An 18,568-nucleotide genomic window follows, 5' to 3' on the forward strand; every position below is an offset into this window, starting at 1 on the left:
GTGAATGGGAAACCCCCCTCGCTGTGTATCACGTGATTTCTAACGCTGGGTCAGTCCTAGCGGAAGTTCACGAACTGCAGATCCGCTTCTTCGAAGTCGCGCAGCAGAGCCATGGTGGCCTGCAGGTCATCGCGGGACTTGGAAGAGACGCGCAGCTCGTCACCCTGAATGGTTGACTTGATGCCCTTAGGCGCCTCATCGCGAATCAGCTTGTTGATCTTCTTGGCGACATCCTGGGCAATGCCCTCCTTGATGCTTGCCTCGATGCGGTATTCCTTGCCGGATGCAAATGGCTCGCCGGCATCCAATGACTTCAGGGAAATGCCGCGCTTGACCAGCTTGGACTGGAAAACATCCAGTACTGCGTTGACGCGCTCTTCCGAGTTGGCCTTCATCAGGATTTTCTCGCCGCTGAAATCAACTTCAGCGCCGACGCCCTTGAAGTCGTAGCGCTGGGCAATTTCCTTCTGGGCCTGGTTCATCGCGTTGGCGACTTCCTGGCTATCAACCTTGCTTACGACGTCGAATGTGGAATCACTAGCCATGTGAATACTCCTAGTTGAAACGGGTCTGATTCGCTTCATAGCCTACCGGTTTTACCCCCTGGATTTGGGGTGTGATCAGGCTTACAGCAAAAATGCCCCTCTCGATTTCACAACATCGAAAAACTCCTGTAGAGTTATTTCTCGTTCCGACAAGAGTAAATGTTCTTGAAGCGAACGTACTCGGCAGATTACCCGAGTGGCCAAAGGGGGCTGACTGTAAATCAGCTGGCAACGCCTTCACTGGTTCGAATCCAGTATCTGCCACAAAATAACTCCCGGATCCCAGGATCCGGGAGTTTTTTGCATGCGGAAGGAATGCATGGCAACCCGGATCTTTCCTATTCCCGGTTCCGAACAAGATCACCTTTCTACGTATTTCAAATAAGGATCGGCTACCGTATAACCATGGCAACGAAAAATGTGAGCGAAGACGACTTCGCGAAGTTGATTGAAGACAACGACATCGTCCTCGTGGACTTCTGGGCCGACTGGTGCGGGCCGTGCAAGCAGTTTGCACCGGTTTACGACCAGACCTCGGACAAGTTCAGCGACGTCGTTTTTGCCAAGGTGGATACCGAAGCTGAGCAGGGCCTGGCCCGTGCAGCTAACGTGACCTCGATTCCTACCATCATGGCGTTCCGCGAACAGGTCCTCGTGTTCTCGCAGGCTGGTGCGTTGAACCAGACCCAGCTCGAAGATCTCGTCACCGCGGTCAAGGGCATTGACATGAGCGAAGTGCACAAGCAGATCGCCGAGGAAGCCGCGCAGGCTGATTCCTAAGAACCATTAGAGGCTTCGGGCTCCTTTACCTCCGCCGGTGATCCAGCGGTGCGTAACGGGGCCCGAAGCTTTGTTTTTTCTGCCCCGAAAGCACCAGCAAGCGCACTACGCGTTGACGGTGCGGGGCGTATGGCGCCAATAGCTCCAGCATCTGCCCATCGCTGATTCGGGAACCGGTAAGCACCTGGCCCACGAAATCAGCCAGATGGAAATCTCCCACCGAAATATGGTCACTGGATCCGTGGGAGCGCTGCAGGGTTTCGGCAATTGTCCAGGGACCAATGCCCGGCACCGAACCCAAGGCGGCTTCCAAGGTGCCCGGAGCCTTGGCGGTGGGCCGTGCATGGTCCATTGGCTTCTCTGCCCACCACTGCAAACTGCCGGCAACCTGCAGCAGGCGTGCCATGGTGTTAGCCCGCTGTCCTTCAACGCGCGCCTTTTGCCAGTCCCAGCGCCTCATCGAGGCTACCTTTTGCGGTCCGGGGAAAATCATCAGGCCCTCGGGAGCCGGACCCGGAGCCCGCTGTCCCAGGTGGCGGATCAGCCAGCGCCAGGCATAATTCGCTTCAATCCCGGTCACCCGCTGTTCCAAGATCGCCCCGGCGGCGTGCTCAAAGATCCTGCCGGTGCTGGGCAGAACGAAGTCCGGATGCAACGAGCGGGTGCGCGCGATAATTTCGGGGAACTGCCCTTCTTTGATCCTCGCGTCGAAATCGCTCCAGTCATCGAGCGCCCCTAGAAGGTTCGGAGCTGAGCCGATGGCCCAGTGGGCTCCGGGACCCCATGCTCGAAACGTTGCCGGGGCGGTGGGTGCGGGCTTGCTGATTTGCAGCGTGGCATCTCCGAACGGTGTTCCAAAGGCCAGCCATGCTTCGCTCCGGGACAGGCGGATGGTCGGATCTCCCAGTCCCCGGCGCAGGATTCCCAAAGTCTTGAGCAAGGACACGGGGCGGTGCGGATCGTAATCGGCGCTCAACGGCTTCTCCATGAATCGCATCCTATAGCCTCGTGCCTGCAGTAGCTGGCGGCAGGCTTGCCTAGCACTGATGAAAAGTGCCCGTCCACTGCGTGACGTTTCGCTACGTGCCGGAACGACATGTATGACAACCGCCGGTAAAGTTCTTGACATGAAGTATGCGTCCACAGTCCTAGATCTGATCGGCAATACCCCTTTGGTGAAGCTCAATCGAGTCACCGAGGGGATCAAAGCCACTGTATTGGTGAAGCTTGAATACTTGAATCCGGGTGGTTCCATCAAGGACCGCATCGCATTGAAGATGGTCGAGCGCGCCGAAGAATCCGGCCAGCTCAAGCCCGGCGGAACCATCGTGGAACCAACCAGCGGCAACACCGGTGTCGGCTTGGCCATGGTGGGCCAGCTCAAGGGCTACAACACCATCTTCGTCACCCCGGATAAGGTCGGCGAGGAAAAGCGCGACGTACTGCGCGCCTACGGTGCCAAGGTAGTAGTCACCCCAACCGCGGTGGCCCCGGATTCCCCTCAGTCCTACTACGGCGTATCGGACCGCCTGGTTACCGAGATCGACGGCGCCTACAAGCCCGACCAGTTCTCCAACCCGGCAGCACCCGACAGCCACTTCGAAACCACCGGACCGGAACTCTGGAACGACACCGACGGCAAGCTGACCCATGCAGTCATCAGCGCAGGAACCGGCGGCACCATCACCGGCACCGGACGCTACCTCAAGCAGGTTTCCGCCGGCCGCGCCTCGGGCCCGGTCAAGATCATTGCCGCTGACCCGGATGGCTCGGTCTACTCCGGTGGCACCGGACGCCCATACTTCGTCGAGGGCGTCGGTGAAGATATGTGGCCAGGGAACTACGACCCATCCGTGCCGGATGCCGTGGAACCAGTCACCGACGCTGAGGCTTTTGAAATGACCCGCCGGTTGGCCAAGGAAGAAGGCCTGCTGCTGGGCGGTTCTTCGGGCATGGCAGTGGTCGCCGCGCTGCGTGCAGCCAAGGACCTGGGCGAAGACGACATAGTTGTCGTGATCGCCCCGGATGGCGGCCGCGGCTACCTGGCCAAGATCTTCAACGACCAGTGGATGCTGGACCAGGGCTTCACCACCGATGAATACTCCGCCTTGGACTTCATCGGCGCGGCACTTGCCAAGCAGGGCACCACCACGGTGGCTTTGGATACCACCCTGGCCGAAGCGGCCAAGGCACTGCGCGAGCAGGGCGATGACGCATTGGTCGTGTCGACCTCGCCGCTGCCAGCGCGTATCGGCGAGATCCGCGGTGTCATTGGCGCGGGGGACATCACCGACGCACTGCTGGCTGGCGCAGAACCAACCAGTACGCTGGCAGACCTGGGCGACTTGGCCAAGCCATTCATCGGCACCGCAGACACCCCGGAACATGCACAGGAACTGCTCAAGAGCCACCCGGCCGTACTGCTGACCAAGGGCGGCGAAGTGATCGCCGCGGCTACCGCAGCCGATCTCTTGGCCTACTCCACCCGCTAGAGACAACACCTCAAAGGATTGATATCGATGACTGAAAACCACCAGGGAGCAAACACCCGCTTTGTCCATGCGGGCCAGGAATTCGAACCGGTCACCGGCGCGGTAGTTCCGCCGCTGCACTTCTCCTCGACCTACGCGCAGGACGGCATTGGCGGCCTGCGCAACGGATACGAGTACGGCCGCGGCACCAACCCGACCCGCGACGCGCTGCAGGCGCAGCTGGCCGGCGCAGAATTCGGCACCCACGCCTTCTCCTTCAGCTCCGGCCTGGCCGCCGAGGATTCGCTGATCCGTGCGATCCTGCGTCCGGGCGATCACATTGTGCTGGGCAACGACGCCTACGGTGGAACCTTCCGCCTGATTGACCGCGTGCTGGGCGACTGGGGCATCGGCAACACCCCGGTGAACATGGCTGATGAAGCAGCGCTGGCTGCCGCTATCGAAAAGAACAAGGCCAAGCTGGTGTGGGTTGAGACCCCTTCGAACCCGATGATGACCATCACCGACATCGCCAAGGTCGCGCAGATTGCCCACGCCGCCGGAGCATTGCTGGTCGTGGACAACACCTTCGCCAGCCCATTCCTGCAGCAGCCGCTGACCCTGGGTGCTGACATCGTGGTCCACTCGACCACCAAGTACATTGGCGGCCACTCCGATGTGGTGGGCGGTGCGGTGATCGTCAAGGATGCGCAGCTGGCAGAAAAGATCGGCTTCATCCAGTTCGCTGTGGGTGCCGTCTCGGGCCCGATGGACGCCTTCTTGACCACCCGCGGCCTGAAGACCCTGGGCGTTCGCATGCGCGCCCACTCGGAGAACGCCGCACAGGTTGCCGGGTGGCTGCGTGAGCGCAGCGAAGTCGAGCGCGTGCTCTACCCGGGCTTCGAAGACCACCCGGGCCACGAGATTGCCAAGAAGCAGATGTCCGGCTTCGGCGGCATGGTGTCCGTCCAGTTCACCGGCGGAGAATCAGCGGCCCGCAAGATTGCCGAGAGCACCAAGCTATTCACCTTGGCAGAATCCCTGGGCGGCATCGAATCGCTGATGAACTACCCGTCGGAGATGACCCACGCTTCGGTGAAGGGTACCGAGCTGGCGGTTCCGGTGAACCTGTTGCGCCTGTCCGTTGGCATCGAAGACCCGGCAGATTTGATTGAAGACCTGGATAAGGCCTTCGCCAACCTGTAAGAACCAAGCGCAAAGGACCTGGGTTCCGCTGCCCGCAAAGGGCAACGGAACCCAGGTCCTTGGTGCTTTGAACGAAGTTCCGGATCGGCTACCGGCGGCGCTTGGCCGGTTTGGGATCCACGATCTTGAAATACCTGTTGCTCGCTGGCATCCACATCAAGGCCACGCTGAACATGATGATGGCCGCCAGCAGCGAATAGCGGCCGAATCGCAGCAACAGCGGCAGCGCGGTAATCAGGCCCAACCAGGACAGTTGGGCGCGCGCGGCCCGGTCCCCGGTGAATAAGCGGTAACCCAGCACACAGCAGGCAAGGCCGGCAGCGGCGAAAAAGATCATCAGCGCAATGGCTCCGAAATCCAGCGCGGAATCCTGGATATGCTCGTAAGCCAGGAAGCCTCCGAAGCCGAGAAAAAGCACTCCGGCTAGGAGCCATAGCATTTGGGCGATGAACAATCCGCCTGGGGTGGGCTCATCTGGACGTCGCGGAAAAAGTGGTTTCTTCACGTTCTCAACCCTACGTGCTTTGGTGCGGTGCCCGATCTCACACGCTCTCGACACTGACAATAGTGGCCTGTTCAAGCTAGCATTAAGTGTTCGCGAACATCAGGGTATCCCTCTCGCATCCAGCCCAATTTTTGAGGCCGGAGCCTTCTCGTGTTGTATTTTCCGCAAAGTGTGTGCGGGTCTTTATGTCATAGGGGAGCGCTTGATGAGCGTGACTTGTATCTGACTGTGCAGCCTATACGTCGTTTCTTTGGGGACGGCCAAGGCCTATCCCCTAACGAATGAGGTAATTCTTCGTGTCTTCTGACATGCCCGTAAACACCGACGACAACCAGACCCCGGAAGAGCCAACCGTGCTCTTCTCCGAACTTGGCCTGGATGCCCGCGTGCTTGCATCGCTTGCCGACCTTGGCTACGAAAAGCCATCGCCAATCCAGGCAGCGACCATTCCACTGCTTCTCGAAGGCCGCGACGTTGTCGGCCTGGCCCAGACCGGTACCGGCAAGACCGCTGCTTTCGCGCTTCCTGCCCTGTCCCGCATGGCAGAGCTGGCTGACACCAATGGTCCAGCCAAGACCCCGCAGATCCTGGTTCTGGCTCCAACCCGCGAGCTGGCCCTCCAGGTCGCCGAAGCCTTCACTTCCTACGCCAAGTACCTGCCGAACTTCACCGTTCTGCCAGTGTACGGCGGCTCGCCATACGGCCCGCAGCTCAACGGCTTGCGCCGTGGCGCCCAGGTAGTCGTTGGTACCCCAGGTCGCGTTATCGACCACATCAACAAGGGTTCCTTGGACCTGTCGAACCTGCAGTACGTTGTCCTTGATGAGGCCGACGAAATGCTGCGCATGGGCTTCGCCGAAGAGGTCGACAAGATCTTGGAAGCTACCCCGGAGGACAAGCAGGTTGCCCTGTTCTCGGCAACCATGCCACGCACCATCCGCCGCATCGCTTCGGAATACCTGCGCAACCCGCAGGAAGTTGCCGTGAAGTCCAAGCAGTCCACCGGCACCAACATCACCCAGCGCTACCTGCAGGTCATGGGCGCCCACAAGCTGGACGCCATGACCCGCATCCTGGAATCCGAGTCGTTCGAAGGCGTTATCACCTTCGTCCGCACCAAGATGGCTACCGAGGACCTGGCCGACAAGCTGAAGGCCCGCGGCTTCACCGCGGCTGCCATCAACGGCGACATCCCTCAGCAGCAGCGTGAGCGCACCGTTGAGAACCTGCGCTCGGGCAAGATCGACATCCTGGTTGCTACCGACGTGGCAGCTCGTGGCTTGGACGTTGAGCGTATTTCGCACGTTATCAACTTCGACATCCCGCATGACACCGAGTCCTACGTGCACCGCATTGGCCGTACCGGCCGTGCCGGCCGCTCGGGCGACGCGATCCTGTTCATGACCCCGCGCGAGAAGTACTTGCTGCGTGCCATCGAGAAGGCTACCCGCCAGCCGGTGACCCAGATGCAGCTGCCTTCGCTGGATTCGGTCAACGACCGTCGTATCCAGAAGTTCACCGATCGCATCGACAAGACCATCAGCGGTCAGGACCTGACCACCTTCCGCGAAATCGTGGAGAAGTTCGCTTCCGAGCACGAAGACCTGGACCAGCTGGAAATTGCAGCTGCACTGGCTCTGATGGCCCAGGGCGGCCGCCCGCTGCTGATGACCGAACCAGTCATGTCCCCTTCGAAGAAGGCACGCATGGATCGCCCAGAACGCGGTGACCGTGGCGAACGCGGTGACCGTGGCGATCGCGGTCCACGTACCCGCAAGACCGCTGCCGAAGGCAACGCCATGTACCGTCTGGCCGTAGGCCGACGCAACCGCGTGCAGCCGGGCTCGATCGTTGGCGCACTGGCCAACGAGGGCGGCTTCGATTCTTCGGAAATCGGCGGCATCGAGATCCGTTCAGACCACACCCTGGTCGAGCTGCCAGCAGAGCTGAGCAAGGACCAGTGGCGTGCACTGTCCAAGACCCGCATCGGCGGCGAAGCCATCGAGCTCGAGCTCGACAATGGCCGCAGCCCGCGCCGTGACGACGAAGGCGACCGCGGTGGCTTCCGTGGCGGCCGTGGTGGTGGCTTCGGCGGCGGACGCAGTGGCGGCCGTGGCGGTTTCGGTGGCGGACGCGGCGGCGGACGTGGCGGCTTCGGCGGCGGCGGACGCGGCGGCAAGGATCGCTTCAGCGACTCGGGCCGCAGCGGTGGACGTCGCGACTACTAAGCCTGTCGCACGCAGCTGAACAGCATTGAATAACGCCCTTGGGGCAAGCCGAAAGCTTGCCCCAAGGGCGTTTTTCGTGCGCCGCAGGCTATTTACGGAGCAGGAGTTCCCACCGGGATCCCGTCCCCGAGATAGACCGTGCCGCCGCTTTCCAGGAACTGCTTGCTTTTCTGCGCCATCCCGGCCAATGCGGCTTGCGCCTCGGCCGAGCCGTACTCGTCGCGGATATCCTGGGAGATGCGCATGGAGCAGAACTTCGGCCCGCACATGGAGCAGAAGTGGGCGGTCTTGGCCGGCTCGGCCGGCAAGGTCTCATCATGGAATTCCTGTGCGGTGACCGGGTCAAGGGACAACGCGAACTGGTCATTCCAGCGGAATTCGAAGCGCGCCTTGCTCAGCGCATCATCCCGCGCTGTGGCACCCGGGTGGCCCTTGGCCAGATCGGCGGCGTGCGCAGCGATCTTGTAGGTGATCACCCCGGTCTTCACATCATCCCGGTTGGGCAGTCCCAGATGCTCCTTGGGGGTGACGTAGCAGAGCATCGCGGTCCCGTACCGTGCGATCTCCGTGGCGCCAATGGCGCTGGTGATGTGGTCGTAGCCCGGGGCGATGTCGGTGACCAGCGGGCCCAGGGTATAGAACGGCGCCCCGTCGCACAGCTGCTGCTGGCGTTCCACATTCTCGCGCACCAGATGGAACGGGATATGCCCCGGGCCTTCGACCATCACCTGCACATCGTACTTCCAGGCGCGCTTGGTCAGCTCGGCCAGGGTGTCCAGCTCGGCGAACTGGGCGGCGTCGTTCGCATCTGCGATGGAGCCCGGGCGCAGCCCGTCGCCCAGCGAGAAGGCCACGTCGTACTGCGCGAAGATCTCGCACAACTGATCGAAGTGGGTGTAGAGGAAATTCTCCTGGTGGTGCGCCAAGCACCAGCCGGCCATGATGGACCCGCCACGCGAGACCATGCCGGTGACCCGGTTGGCAGTCAGCGGGATGTAGCGCAGCAGCACCCCGGCGTGGATGGTCATGTAGTCCACGCCCTGCTCGCACTGCTCAATGACGGTGTCGCGGAAGATCTCCCAGGTCAGTTCGTTGGCTTCGCCGTTGACCTTCTCCAACGCCTGGTAGATCGGCACGGTGCCGATGGGGACCGGGGAGTTGCGGATGATCCACTCGCGGGTGGTGTGGATGTCATCTCCGGTGGACAGGTCCATTACCGTGTCCGCGCCCCATTTGGCCGCCCACTGGAGCTTGGAGACTTCTTCTGCGATGGAGCTGGTCACCGCCGAGTTGCCGATATTCGCATTGATCTTGACCAGGAACGCCTTGCCGATGATCATCGGCTCGGATTCCGGGTGGTTGATGTTCGCCGGGATGATGGCTCGCCCGGCCGCGAGCTCGCTGCGCACCAGCTCGACATCGCATTCCTCGCGCAGGGCCACATAGCACATTTCCGGGGTGATGATCCCGGCACGCGCATAGTGCATCTGCGTCACGCGGGCTCCGCCATCGGCCCGCAGTGGCGGGGCTGAGCGTCCGGCCCATTCCGCGCTGGCCGTGCCGCGGCGGACCGCTGAGCGTCCGTCGTCGTGCAGGTTGCGTTCGCGGCCTGCATAGGTTTCCACGTCCCCGCGTTCCAGGATCCACCGCTCGCGGAAGGGTTGCAGGCCTTGGGTGGGCTCGCTTCCCGGTCCGCTGGTGCGATATACCGCCAGCGGCTCGTTGGGCTGTCCATTGGGGGAGTCTGCCAATTGGATCTGCGTGACGGGAACAGAAATTCCCGCAGATTCACGGTAGGCAAGGGTGTGGGCAGGGTGCTGTTCAATTTGTTCCACTGGGGAAACTCACTTCCTTCGCCGGCATTACCCGGACAGGTTCAACGGTCGCGGACGGCGATAGCCCGATCTCAGCCCTTGCCAGGGCACCCGTGTGGTCGCGAACAACTTAGCACGCTTGCGAGGAGAAAACGCAAACCCAGTGGTCAGGGCCTGACATCAAGGAAGTGGGAAGGGTCGGCTGTGGCGGGCCAGGATGCTTTTCATTGGCCGGAGACTCTTGCCGGGGGCACCTGGAATCCGGGGCGCAAGACGCGGCCGATAGCCGGTGCTGCAGCGTGGGGTGCGCCTTGGGCCATGCTCGCAGTGGCTACACGGCATCTGCGGGATAAACGAAAAGAGAGGCAATCTGGAACCAGATTGCCTCTCTTATTTCGAGCCCCCTGCCGGAATCGATCCGGCGACCTCGTTCTTACCAAGAACGCGCTCTACCACTGAGCTAAGGGGGCAACAGGTAAATACTTTACACAGGTCTTTGAGGTTTGCAAAATCCGTCGGGAATTTGTTGCTGAGGTCACAATATTCCTACTCAAGACCGGAATGGGCAGCAAGGAGCTGTTGCCTTCCTGGCGGTTTCCAGCACCCCGGTTCACGGCACGGGATCCAGCTGCCGGACACCAGAGCGGCGCCTGCGCGCCTGGGTGGATCGGGTGTTGCCCAAGTGCCGCTCGGTCAGGGGTTCTGGAGTGGGAAAAGGTGTCAGCGTTCCGAAGTTCCAAGCGGGGTAATTCGATGCTTGGCCTCCGGGGATGATCCGCGGGATTCTATCCTGCGCGTCATGGCAAATCCGCGATTGACCGCGAGGAGCACTCTCGTGAGCATCGTCACCAGGGCACTTTTTGTCCCACCCTTCGTCCCCGGGGTAGCGAGTAAGGGGATAAATAGTCATTGACTAGTTGTTTTACAGAATTCTCCGGGTCTTTTCCGGGGTGATCCGCCGATTTTTCTTTGCCGGGAAATCCGTGTAGAGTATTTACTCGTTGCCCCCTTAGCTCAGTGGTAGAGCGCGTTCTTGGTAAGAACGAGGTCGCCGGATCGATTCCGGCAGGGGGCTCTGAGTGAGAAGCATTCTTGGCTTCTACTGGATTGCTTCTCACTTGTGGCGGCGTAGCTCAGCTGGTTAGAGCGCACGACTCATAATCGTGAGGTCCCGGGATCGAGTCCCGGCGCCGCTACCAAATCAAAGATCCTCGGCCTCGGCCGAGGATCTTTTTTGGTTTCCGGCCCCGAAGCAGCATTGTCCTTCGAGGGCATGAACGGCTAGTGATCCAAGTCCTTCTCCTGGTTCCCGTCCTTGGCTTGCTGAGCCAGCGACAGCAGCCCCTGGATCGCTGTCGTATCGAAATCCGCCTCTTGGCTCGGTGCCTGATTGGCATCATGGCCGTGGACTTCGGTATGCAAGCGCTGCATCTGCATGTCGAGTTTCGTCGCCATGGCCGCCGCGTCGGCAAGCTCTTGCACTAGATGTTCTGGAACTTCGCCCTCGTACTTGTAGAAGATCTTATGTTCCAGGCTTGCCCAGAAATCCTGGGCAATGGTACGGATCTGCAGCTCCACCACGACATCGACCGGGCCATCGGACAAGTAGACCGGGATCTGCACGATCGCATGGACACTTTTATAGCCGCTGGGCTTCGGGTTCTTGATGTAGTCCTTGATTTGGAGGACCTTCAGGTCATTCTGCGAGGTTAACGTGTTCAGGACCTTGTAGATGTCCTTGACGAAACTGCAGGTAATGCGCACGCCGGCAATGTCGCTGATGTTCTCGCGAATGGCAGGCAGGGACGGGGAGATGTTCCGGCGGGAGACCTTGCGCATGATGCTCTCCGGAGTTTTCACCCGAGAAGTGACGTGCTCAATTGGATTGTAATTGTGCAAATACAAGAACTCTTCACGCAAGATCGAGACCTTGGTCAGCACCTCGTCCACCGCAAACTGGTACTCCATCATGAAACGCTGGAAATCATGGCGGAAAGCCTGCGTCAATCGCTGCAGCTCGGCCGGCGAAGGGGCGGTCTCGGCAGCTGCGATGGCCACTGCACGAGTCTTGTCATCAAATGGGACAGAAATCCTGGATCACCTCAGCAGATTATGGCCCGGCCCGCGGTACGGTTCCGGTGCAGTTCCAGCCTAAGGGCTTCTCCTAGGAATTAGGCCAGAACGAATCGGGAATTCGTCCAGCAAACTTTCGGGCTGCAGGCGCCGGCCAACCTGCCTTGCAGGAGCTAGCCATGTCCGGTGAACTATCGTTGAAGAGGTAACTTCGAGGAAGGCATCGATGGAATTCGCCAGCGACCACCGGCAGCTCTGCCACGGCATCAGCTTCTCAGAGCATGAACGCGCCCCCATGCTCCGGCTTAGGCAAGCGGAAAAATGGAGCACCGAATACCTGGAAGCCAACCGTTCCCTAAGCTTGCGCATCGGCGAACTGAAATTCTGCCTGGGCTACATCACGATGAACAGCGATGGCTCTCGCAACACCTTGCCTTGCCCGAAGAACAAAGCGCTGCGTACCGGAACCCAGTGCGAACGCTGCCGCCGGCTGGATCATTCGAAGTTCATGCATCATTTCCACAAGACCGGCGAAGCCCCGGAAGGCATGCGCAAGTACCTGGAGCAGCCGCACTTCTTGTATGTCGCAAGCTTCGCCCATGGGGCGACCAAAGTCGGTACCACCTCAACCCAGAGCAAATGGACTCGCTTGGCGCAGCAGGGAGCGGTCATTGCCCGCTATATTGCCCGCGCCGCTGATGGAGCCGCTATTCGAGTGCTCGAAGACCTTGTCACTGAACACGTGGGCCTGAGCCAGCAAGTCCGGCAGAAGTCCAAGATCAAGGGACTGGCCAGCTGGGAACTGGACTACGCCCAGCTGGACCAGATCAACTCCGAAGCGGCAAGCCGGGCCCGGTCCTTCCTTGGCGCCCAGCGGGGCTTGGAAACCTACGGCGTGCAGCTGCGCGACGAGCTGTGGGAACAACCGGCCTTCGCCCGCCCGGTAGTAGACGCCTGGGATACCCATGCGCTGCATGCCTGGAATACCGCGCTGGGCGGGAACACCGTGAATCTGCGCATCCGCGGCGTGCTGGGGCAAAGCATCCTCGCAGACAGCGGCGAAGGCACCACCGTGCGCCTGCTGGATGCCGCCGAGCTGAAGACCCGCGAGGTCGCCATCGTGGAGAACTGCGCAGATTTCAGGGAAGAGCAATCCGCCCTGTTCTGAATCAGGCCCAGCGTTGTCGGGGGAGTCACGGGGAAATGCCCCGGCCACAATGAGCGGACACAGCCGGAGCTGAACTAGACTTGAACCATGACCAACACTCCTTGGGAATCAGCCTCACCACGCTATAAGAAGCTCGTCTTCGCTGCCATGGGCATCATGGGCGCAGGCATCATCTTGGCCATCATCGGCGCCAACATTCCATCGCTGCCAACGGTCTACACAGCAATCGGCATCATGGTCATCGGCATGCTCTGCCACATCGCCGGACTGGTTGTCCGCGCCAGGGATGCGCGCCAGTGGCGCATTGCCAATGGCCTGGCGGCCCCTCGAGCCAAGAAGCGCCCGGCGGACGGGCAGGACTAGGGCTCCGCAAGAATTCCACCGTGTGACCGCTTGGCTGCGCCCGGGTCCCGTATCCGGCGGCAGCCTCGCCTGGCCACTTCCAACAACGTTCAGGAGAATCCATGGGCATCAACCCCGACCTGGTAGGGCGCATCTACCCTGCCGGCGAGTCCTACCAGGTAGGCCGCGAAAAGATCCGCGAATTCGCCAAGGCCACCAAGGCCGCCAACCAGGCGCACTACGATGTGCAGGCCGCTCGCGAGCTGGGCTATAGCGATGTCGTTGCCCCTCCGACCTTCGCGATCATCATCGCCCAGCGCGCTGACGGGCAGCTGATTGCCGACCCGGCCAGTGGCATCGACTTCTCCCGCGTGGTGCACGCCGACCAGCGCTTCACCCATCACCGTCCAATCGTTGCCGGCGATGAACTGCTTGCCGAGCTCTACGTGGACCAGGTCCGTGAAATGGGTGCCGGTGCCATGATCACCACCCGCGCGGAAATAACCACCGTGGCTGGCGAGAAGATCGCAACCACCGTTTCATCGCTACTGGTACGAGCTGAGGACTAAGCATGATTGAATTCGAAAGCCTCGAAAAGGGCCAGGTCATTGGATCGCACACGGTGCAGGTCAACCGCGCGGACCTCGTCCGCTATGCAGGTGCCTCGGGCGACTTCAACCCGATTCACTGGAATGAGCGCTTCGCCAAGGAAGTGGAACTGCCATCGGTGATTGCCCACGGCATGTTCACCATGGGATCGGTCATCGACCTGGTCTCCCAGTGGGTCGGCAACCCGGGAGCCATCATCGACTACCAGACCCGCTTCACCAAGCCGGTAGTCGTCGAAGATCCCGAAGGAACCAACCCGGCGAATCACGAAGGTACCACCATTTCGGTGGAGGGCAAGGGCGGCGCCTTGGACTCCGAAGCCCGCACCGCCCGCATCGATTTGGCAGTCTCGGCCCATGACAGCAAGGTACTGCTCAAGTGCCAAGCCGTGGTGCAGCTCTAGGCATGCAACTTCCCGGTGAAGCGCAGAGGCCTGTAACCCAGTGGCGCAACGCGCTGATGGCCGCCTACCTGGCCAGCGGCCTGCTGATCTCGGCCCTGGTTTCGCGCTTGCCCGCAGTGCGTGATGCCCTGCAGCTGGACCACGCCAGCGTTGGACTGCTGCTGCTGTGCATGAGTGCAGGATCCTTCCTGTCCGTCTCGGTCTCAGGACAACTGGTTCTGCGCCTTGGGGCCACCCGCGTCATGCGCATCGCCGCGACAATAGCCGGCTGTTCACTCATTCTTGTAGGCGTGGGCGCCGGAATCTTTGGCAGCGCCCTGATCTGCGGCATCTTCCTCTTCGCCCAGGGCCTGGGGACCGCATCATGGAATGTCGCCTCCAATGTCCAAGGCGCGGCCATGGAACGCGCCTTGGGCAAGAGCATCATGCCTGCCCTGCACGGTTTCTTCTCCATCGGCACCGTGATCGGTGCCGGCGCTGGTGCGCTAGGTGCCCGACTGCAGATCCCGTTGCAGTACCACTACGGCTTCATGGGCCTGGTTATCGTCTTCACCGTGCTCTACAGTGCCCGATTCTACGGAGAAGACTACAGCCGGACCCCGCGCACCAGCAGCGGGACCTCGCTGAAGAAGGCATGGACCGAACCGCAGACCGTCCTCTTGGGCGTTCTGGTTCTGGGCATGGCCCTGGCTGAAGGCGCAGCCGGCGACTGGGTGGCCATGGCACTGGTGGATGGATACCACACGAAGGAAGGCGTGGGAGCCATCGGCTACGGCGTCTTCGTTACCGCCATGACCCTGACCCGGCTGCTGTCCGGCGATCTGATCTTGCGCCTGGGCCGCGTCGTCATGATCCGGGCCAGCGCCATCAGCGCCCTGGTCGGGGTACTGCTCTTCGCCTTTGGCAACAACCTGCCGCTGGCCTTCGTGGCCTTGGCCATCTGGGGCATGGGAGTGGCCCTGACCTTCCCGCTGGCCATGAGCGCGGCATCGGATGATCCTGTTCATGCCGCGACCCGCGTCTCGGTAGTGTCCACCATCGGCTACGGCGCCTTCCTCGGTGGCCCGCCGCGTTTGGGACTGCTGGCTGAAGTCATCGGCCTGCTCCCTGCTTTGGGTTCCATTTCCATCCTGGTGGTCGTGGCCTTCTGCTTGTCCTCTAATGCCGCCGGAAACCGTACCGGCGGCGCAGGCAAAGCGTAGAACGCCGGCCGGCCGCACCTATTCGTTCCCATACGGAAAGTAAACTGAAGCAATGCTGAAGAATCTGACCACGACCCACGTTGGTGGGCCAGCCCAGCAATTGGTGACCGCTACCAGCGAAGCTGAACTGGCTCAAGCCGTTGCGGCAGCAGACACCGCAGGGCACGACGTTCTGCTCATTGGCGGGGGTTCCAACCTGGTGATCTCCGACGAGGGGTACCCGGGCGTCGCAGTGCAGATCGCCACCCGCGGACTGCACCTGGACGAGCAGCCTAATGGCAAGGTGCTGCTGCGCGCTGCCGCCGGCGAGAACTGGGACACGACCGTTGAATACAGCCTGGCTGAGGGCCTGAGCGGACTGGAAGCGCTCTCGGGCATCCCCGGGTGCACCGGTGCCACTCCGGTGCAGAACGTCGGGGCCTACGGGGCAGACATTTCCCAGACCCTGGCGTGGGTGCGTGCCTACGACCGCCAGAGCAACCAGGTACTCAAGCTGGATAACTCCGAGCTTGGTTTCGCCTACCGCGATTCGGTCATCAAGCGCACGAGCACCAACGGATCCCCACGCTACGTGGTCCTGGAAGTGGCCTTCCTGCTGACCCGTGAAAATGAATCGGCTCCTATCCGCTATGCAGAGCTGGCCCGCCGGCTCGGAGTTGAAGCTGGCGAACGCGCCGACGCGCTCGAAGTGCGCCAGACCGTTCTGGACTTGCGTCGTTCCAAGGGCATGGTCTTTGATGCCAGGGATGCCGACTCGCACTCCACGGGTTCCTTCTTCACCAACCCCATCGTTGAATCCAGCGTCATGGGCAAGCTTCCCGAGAACGCTCCGAGCTACCCGGCGGAACAAGCTGGCTTCCTCAAGCTGTCCGCCGCGTGGCTCATCGACCAGGCCGGTTTCGGCAAGGGCTACGGCTTGGAGGGGACCGAGGGGTTCGCGCTCGCTGGCGGCCGAGCGTCCCTGTCCACCAAGCACACACTGGCCATCACCAACCGCGGGGAAGCCACCGCCCAGGACATTGTGGCCATTGCGCGGGCAGTTCGCGCCGGCGTGCAGCAGCGTTTTGGCATTGAACTGGTCAATGAGCCGCTGCTGATCGGCCTAGCTCTCTAAGCGAGCAGCATGCCAGCCATCGCCGGAACACGGGAGGAAAACAAGGGTGCACTTGTCATTGCGAAAGCTCGGGCTGGAGGATATCGACCTGCTGGAAGCGAACTTCCAATCCGTGCAGGGTGCCGGTGAAGCCCAGTGGTTCGGCTTCTGGGATACGAACAAGCTGCGCGCCCGTGTCGGCCAGGACCAGTTGATCGGCAACGCCGATGGCGCGCTGGCAGTCTGCTTGGGGGCGCAGGTAATCGGCAAAGTCGATTGGTTCACCGTTTCGTCGTGGGGCCGGGCCAACACCTCGGCCTGCTGGGAAGTCGCCATCGGCATCTTTGCCCAGTACCGCGGCCAGGGCCATGGCACGCAGGCGCAGAAGATGCTCGTCGACTACTTGTTCACCCACTACCCCCGTCATCGGATCCAGGCTACGACAGCCGCAGAAAATGCGGCTGAGCAGAAGTGCCTGGAGAAGCTGGGGTTCACCCGCGAGGGGGTCATCCGCCAAGCGCAGTGGCGCGCCGGTGCGTGGCATGACCAACTGATCTATTCGGTACTCCGGGATGAGTGGGCCCACTAGAGCTCATCCGCAAGGGAAATGGCCAAGCCCAGAACAGAAATTTCTGTTCTGGGCTTGGCCATGGCTTTGCCTATGAGGTGCCTAGAGACGACCCTGGGCGATAGCGAGCATGCGGCGCAGCGGCTCGGCAGCGCCCCACAGAAGCTGGTCTCCAACGGTGAAGGCCGAGATGTACTCCGGACCCATTTCCAGCTTGCGGATACGGCCGACCGGGATATCCAAGGTACCGGAAGCCGCGACCGGAGTCAGCTGGTCCATGGTGGCTTCCTTTTCGTTGGGAACGACCTTGGCCCACTGGTTGTCAGCTGAGAGCAGCGACTCGATTTCGGAGACCGGCAGGTCTTCCTTCAGCTTCAGCGTCAGTGCCTGCGAGTGCGAGCGCATGGCACCAATGCGGACGCACAGGCCGTCCATGATGATCTGCTTGTCGCCGGGGGTCTGCAGGATCTTGTTGGTCTCGACACCTGCCTTCCACTCTTCGCGGGACTGGCCGTTGCCCAAATCTGCGTCGATCCATGGGATCAGCGAACCGCCCAGTGGTACGCCGAATTGCGCGGCATCCAGGTTTCCGCGCTGGGTTTCCAGGACCTTGCGGTCGATTTCCAGGATGGCGCTGGCTGGATCAGCCAACTCGCTGCCCACCGACGCATTGATGTCGCCGAACTGGGTGAGCAGTTCGCGCATATGGCGTGCGCCGCCACCGGAAGCGGCCTGGTAGGTCATCGCGGTGCCCCACTCGACCAAGTTGTTCTTGAACAGCCCGCCCAAGCCCATGAGCATGCACGAGACGGTGCAGTTGCCGCCGATGTAGTCCTTGACGCCAGAGGCCAGGGATTCATCGATCACGGCTCGGTTGACCGGGTCCAGGACGATGACCGAATCATCATTCATGCGCAGCGAGGACGCCGCATCGATCCACAGGCCGTCCCAGCCGGACTTGCGAAGCTCGGTGTGGACCTTGGTCGTGTAGTCCCCGCCCTGGGCAGTGACGATGATCGGCAACTTGGACAGCGTTTCAATATCGAACGCGTCCTGCAGCGGCCCAGCACCCTCAGCGAATGCCGGGGCGTTGCCGCCGGCATTGGAAGTCGAGAAAAATACCGGGTCAATCTGGACGAAATCGCCCTCGTCGAGCATGCGCTGCATCAGCACGGAACCAACCATGCCTCGGTAACCTACAAAACCAACAGATGAAGTCATGTATCCATGGTAGGGGCGTTTATCCGGCAGAGCCCGGTTCGTTACACCAGTTAAAGCAGAATCACACCCAAGCCCCAGCAGGGTTCAGGTGTGACTCGGTGCAGCGAAAGTTTTACTTTTCCTCAAGCAGCAGCTTGCGGTTCTTGATCGCCCACATGGCGGAGAAGATAAAGATCTGCGTCGGGACCAGCAGCATGATCAGGCCGAATACCTTGTGGCCGCCGAGAACCATGAAGAAGCCGAGTACGGCCACCACCAAGGCCAGCAGCGGGAAGAGCATGTATCCGAGAATGAAGAGTGCTTCGGGGTGCTGCTTGAGCTCTCCGATGTATTTTTTCAT

The 18,568-nt window shown here is 61.2% G+C and carries 18 protein-coding genes, 4 tRNA genes and 1 riboswitch; of the genes, 14 read left to right on the plus strand and 8 right to left on the minus strand.

Annotated features, from left to right (window positions below; all coding sequences use genetic code 11):
- Positions 1 to 56: 56 nt before the first annotated feature.
- The gene (locus tag ACNPM8_RS06130; protein ID WP_105656897.1) at positions 57 to 545 is read right to left on the minus strand and encodes a YajQ family cyclic di-GMP-binding protein; all 489 of its coding nucleotides are present in this window, start codon (positions 543 to 545) and stop codon (positions 57 to 59) included.
- Positions 546 to 727: 182 nt separating this feature from the next.
- Between ACNPM8_RS06130 and ACNPM8_RS06135 the strand changes: the two genes are divergently transcribed.
- Positions 728 to 809, plus strand: a tRNA-Tyr gene (locus ACNPM8_RS06135).
- A gap of 141 nt (positions 810 to 950) precedes the next feature.
- The gene (trxA, locus tag ACNPM8_RS06140; RefSeq protein WP_105656896.1) at positions 951 to 1,325 is read left to right on the plus strand and encodes a thioredoxin; all 375 of its coding nucleotides are present in this window, start codon (positions 951 to 953) and stop codon (positions 1,323 to 1,325) included.
- A gap of 25 nt (positions 1,326 to 1,350) precedes the next feature.
- Here trxA and ACNPM8_RS06145 read toward each other — a convergent pair whose 3' ends face one another.
- Positions 1,351 to 2,313, minus strand: a complete 963-nt coding sequence (locus tag ACNPM8_RS06145) for a DNA-3-methyladenine glycosylase family protein (RefSeq protein WP_133833601.1) — start codon at positions 2,311 to 2,313, stop codon at positions 1,351 to 1,353.
- A 139-nt stretch (positions 2,314 to 2,452) separates the two neighbouring features.
- On the opposite strand from ACNPM8_RS06145, the gene ACNPM8_RS06150 reads away from it, so the two are divergent.
- Entirely contained in the window at positions 2,453 to 3,817 is a 1,365-nt protein-coding gene (locus ACNPM8_RS06150) for a pyridoxal-phosphate dependent enzyme (protein ID WP_426733815.1), read from the plus strand.
- A 27-nt stretch (positions 3,818 to 3,844) separates the two neighbouring features.
- Complete coding sequence (locus tag ACNPM8_RS06155; protein WP_426733817.1) at positions 3,845 to 5,002, plus strand: cystathionine gamma-synthase; 1,158 nt, start codon at positions 3,845 to 3,847, stop codon at positions 5,000 to 5,002.
- A gap of 88 nt (positions 5,003 to 5,090) precedes the next feature.
- Here the strand turns inward: ACNPM8_RS06155 and ACNPM8_RS06160 are convergent, their stop codons facing one another.
- Positions 5,091 to 5,507 (minus strand): hypothetical protein, encoded by a 417-nt coding sequence (locus tag ACNPM8_RS06160; RefSeq protein WP_133833604.1) that lies wholly within the window; start codon positions 5,505 to 5,507, stop codon positions 5,091 to 5,093.
- 308 nt (positions 5,508 to 5,815) lie between these two features.
- Between ACNPM8_RS06160 and ACNPM8_RS06165 the strand changes: the two genes are divergently transcribed.
- A complete protein-coding gene (locus ACNPM8_RS06165) occupies positions 5,816 to 7,735 on the plus strand; it encodes a DEAD/DEAH box helicase (RefSeq protein ID WP_448939617.1) in 1,920 nt (639 codons plus the stop codon).
- Between the two features lie 92 nt (positions 7,736 to 7,827).
- Here the strand turns inward: ACNPM8_RS06165 and thiC are convergent, their stop codons facing one another.
- Positions 7,828 to 9,570: a phosphomethylpyrimidine synthase ThiC gene (thiC, locus tag ACNPM8_RS06170; protein WP_448939458.1), complete on the minus strand. Its 1,743-nt coding sequence runs from the start codon at positions 9,568 to 9,570 to the stop codon at positions 7,828 to 7,830.
- Positions 9,567 to 9,674, minus strand: a riboswitch (TPP riboswitch). (Overlaps the previous gene by 4 nt.)
- A 273-nt stretch (positions 9,675 to 9,947) precedes the next feature.
- Positions 9,948 to 10,019: transfer RNA gene (locus ACNPM8_RS06175), tRNA-Thr, on the minus strand.
- Between the two features lie 533 nt (positions 10,020 to 10,552).
- Here ACNPM8_RS06175 and ACNPM8_RS06180 point away from each other — a divergent pair.
- Both ACNPM8_RS06180 and ACNPM8_RS06185 read left to right on the plus strand, forming a co-directional pair.
- A tRNA-Thr gene (locus tag ACNPM8_RS06180) sits at positions 10,553 to 10,624 on the plus strand.
- A 47-nt stretch (positions 10,625 to 10,671) separates the two neighbouring features.
- Positions 10,672 to 10,748, plus strand: a tRNA-Met gene (locus ACNPM8_RS06185).
- 82 nt (positions 10,749 to 10,830) lie between these two features.
- On the opposite strand, the gene ACNPM8_RS06190 is transcribed toward ACNPM8_RS06185, so the two are convergent.
- Positions 10,831 to 11,607: a GTP pyrophosphokinase gene (locus ACNPM8_RS06190; protein ID WP_448939459.1), complete on the minus strand. Its 777-nt coding sequence runs from the start codon at positions 11,605 to 11,607 to the stop codon at positions 10,831 to 10,833.
- A gap of 241 nt (positions 11,608 to 11,848) precedes the next feature.
- On the opposite strand from ACNPM8_RS06190, the gene ACNPM8_RS06195 reads away from it, so the two are divergent.
- From ACNPM8_RS06195 to ACNPM8_RS06225, 7 genes are all read left to right on the plus strand, one after another.
- Positions 11,849 to 12,790: a DUF2797 domain-containing protein gene (locus tag ACNPM8_RS06195; RefSeq protein WP_332727213.1), complete on the plus strand. Its 942-nt coding sequence runs from the start codon at positions 11,849 to 11,851 to the stop codon at positions 12,788 to 12,790.
- An 87-nt stretch (positions 12,791 to 12,877) separates the two neighbouring features.
- The gene (locus tag ACNPM8_RS06200; protein ID WP_105656889.1) at positions 12,878 to 13,153 is read left to right on the plus strand and encodes a hypothetical protein; all 276 of its coding nucleotides are present in this window, start codon (positions 12,878 to 12,880) and stop codon (positions 13,151 to 13,153) included.
- A gap of 101 nt (positions 13,154 to 13,254) precedes the next feature.
- On the plus strand, positions 13,255 to 13,701 hold the full coding sequence (locus ACNPM8_RS06205) for an FAS1-like dehydratase domain-containing protein (RefSeq protein WP_448939460.1): 447 nt from the start codon (positions 13,255 to 13,257) through the stop codon (positions 13,699 to 13,701).
- A gap of 2 nt (positions 13,702 to 13,703) precedes the next feature.
- Complete coding sequence (locus tag ACNPM8_RS06210) at positions 13,704 to 14,144, plus strand: MaoC family dehydratase (RefSeq protein ID WP_448939461.1); 441 nt, start codon at positions 13,704 to 13,706, stop codon at positions 14,142 to 14,144.
- A gap of 2 nt (positions 14,145 to 14,146) precedes the next feature.
- Positions 14,147 to 15,346, plus strand: a complete 1,200-nt coding sequence (locus ACNPM8_RS06215) for an MFS transporter (protein WP_448939462.1) — start codon at positions 14,147 to 14,149, stop codon at positions 15,344 to 15,346.
- A gap of 52 nt (positions 15,347 to 15,398) precedes the next feature.
- The gene (locus tag ACNPM8_RS06220; protein ID WP_133833608.1) at positions 15,399 to 16,460 is read left to right on the plus strand and encodes a UDP-N-acetylmuramate dehydrogenase; all 1,062 of its coding nucleotides are present in this window, start codon (positions 15,399 to 15,401) and stop codon (positions 16,458 to 16,460) included.
- 52 nt (positions 16,461 to 16,512) lie between these two features.
- A complete protein-coding gene (locus ACNPM8_RS06225; RefSeq protein WP_448939463.1) occupies positions 16,513 to 17,028 on the plus strand; it encodes a GNAT family N-acetyltransferase in 516 nt (171 codons plus the stop codon).
- A gap of 81 nt (positions 17,029 to 17,109) precedes the next feature.
- Here the strand turns inward: ACNPM8_RS06225 and asd are convergent, their stop codons facing one another.
- Together asd and ACNPM8_RS06235 are read right to left on the minus strand one after the other, a co-directional pair.
- The gene (gene asd, locus ACNPM8_RS06230) at positions 17,110 to 18,228 is read right to left on the minus strand and encodes an aspartate-semialdehyde dehydrogenase (protein WP_400342041.1); all 1,119 of its coding nucleotides are present in this window, start codon (positions 18,226 to 18,228) and stop codon (positions 17,110 to 17,112) included.
- A 112-nt stretch (positions 18,229 to 18,340) separates the two neighbouring features.
- Positions 18,341 to 18,568 (minus strand): NF038396 family protein, encoded by a 228-nt coding sequence (locus tag ACNPM8_RS06235; protein WP_105656882.1) that lies wholly within the window; start codon positions 18,566 to 18,568, stop codon positions 18,341 to 18,343.

The organism is Glutamicibacter sp. AGC46, from assembly GCF_053543715.1.

What these genes read in the sequence shown, in the direction of transcription:
- ACNPM8_RS06130 (WP_105656897.1), bottom strand. Translation starts at nt 545, where the DNA reads ATGGCTAGTGATTCCACATTCGACGTCGTAAGCAAGGTTGATAGCCAG.
- trxA (WP_105656896.1), top strand. Translation starts at nt 951, where the DNA reads ATGGCAACGAAAAATGTGAGCGAAGACGACTTCGCGAAGTTGATTGAA.
- ACNPM8_RS06145 (WP_133833601.1), bottom strand. Translation starts at nt 2,313, where the DNA reads ATGGAGAAGCCGTTGAGCGCCGATTACGATCCGCACCGCCCCGTGTCC.
- ACNPM8_RS06150 (WP_426733815.1), top strand. Translation starts at nt 2,453, where the DNA reads ATGAAGTATGCGTCCACAGTCCTAGATCTGATCGGCAATACCCCTTTG.
- ACNPM8_RS06155 (WP_426733817.1), top strand. Translation starts at nt 3,845, where the DNA reads ATGACTGAAAACCACCAGGGAGCAAACACCCGCTTTGTCCATGCGGGC.
- ACNPM8_RS06165 (WP_448939617.1), top strand. Translation starts at nt 5,816, where the DNA reads ATGCCCGTAAACACCGACGACAACCAGACCCCGGAAGAGCCAACCGTG.
- ACNPM8_RS06195 (WP_332727213.1), top strand. Translation starts at nt 11,849, where the DNA reads ATGGAATTCGCCAGCGACCACCGGCAGCTCTGCCACGGCATCAGCTTC.
- ACNPM8_RS06200 (WP_105656889.1), top strand. Translation starts at nt 12,878, where the DNA reads ATGACCAACACTCCTTGGGAATCAGCCTCACCACGCTATAAGAAGCTC.
- ACNPM8_RS06205 (WP_448939460.1), top strand. Translation starts at nt 13,255, where the DNA reads ATGGGCATCAACCCCGACCTGGTAGGGCGCATCTACCCTGCCGGCGAG.
- ACNPM8_RS06210 (WP_448939461.1), top strand. Translation starts at nt 13,704, where the DNA reads ATGATTGAATTCGAAAGCCTCGAAAAGGGCCAGGTCATTGGATCGCAC.
- ACNPM8_RS06215 (WP_448939462.1), top strand. Translation starts at nt 14,147, where the DNA reads ATGCAACTTCCCGGTGAAGCGCAGAGGCCTGTAACCCAGTGGCGCAAC.
- ACNPM8_RS06220 (WP_133833608.1), top strand. Translation starts at nt 15,399, where the DNA reads ATGCTGAAGAATCTGACCACGACCCACGTTGGTGGGCCAGCCCAGCAA.
- asd (WP_400342041.1), bottom strand. Translation starts at nt 18,228, where the DNA reads ATGACTTCATCTGTTGGTTTTGTAGGTTACCGAGGCATGGTTGGTTCC.
- ACNPM8_RS06235 (WP_105656882.1), bottom strand. Translation starts at nt 18,568, where the DNA reads ATGAAAAAATACATCGGAGAGCTCAAGCAGCACCCCGAAGCACTCTTC.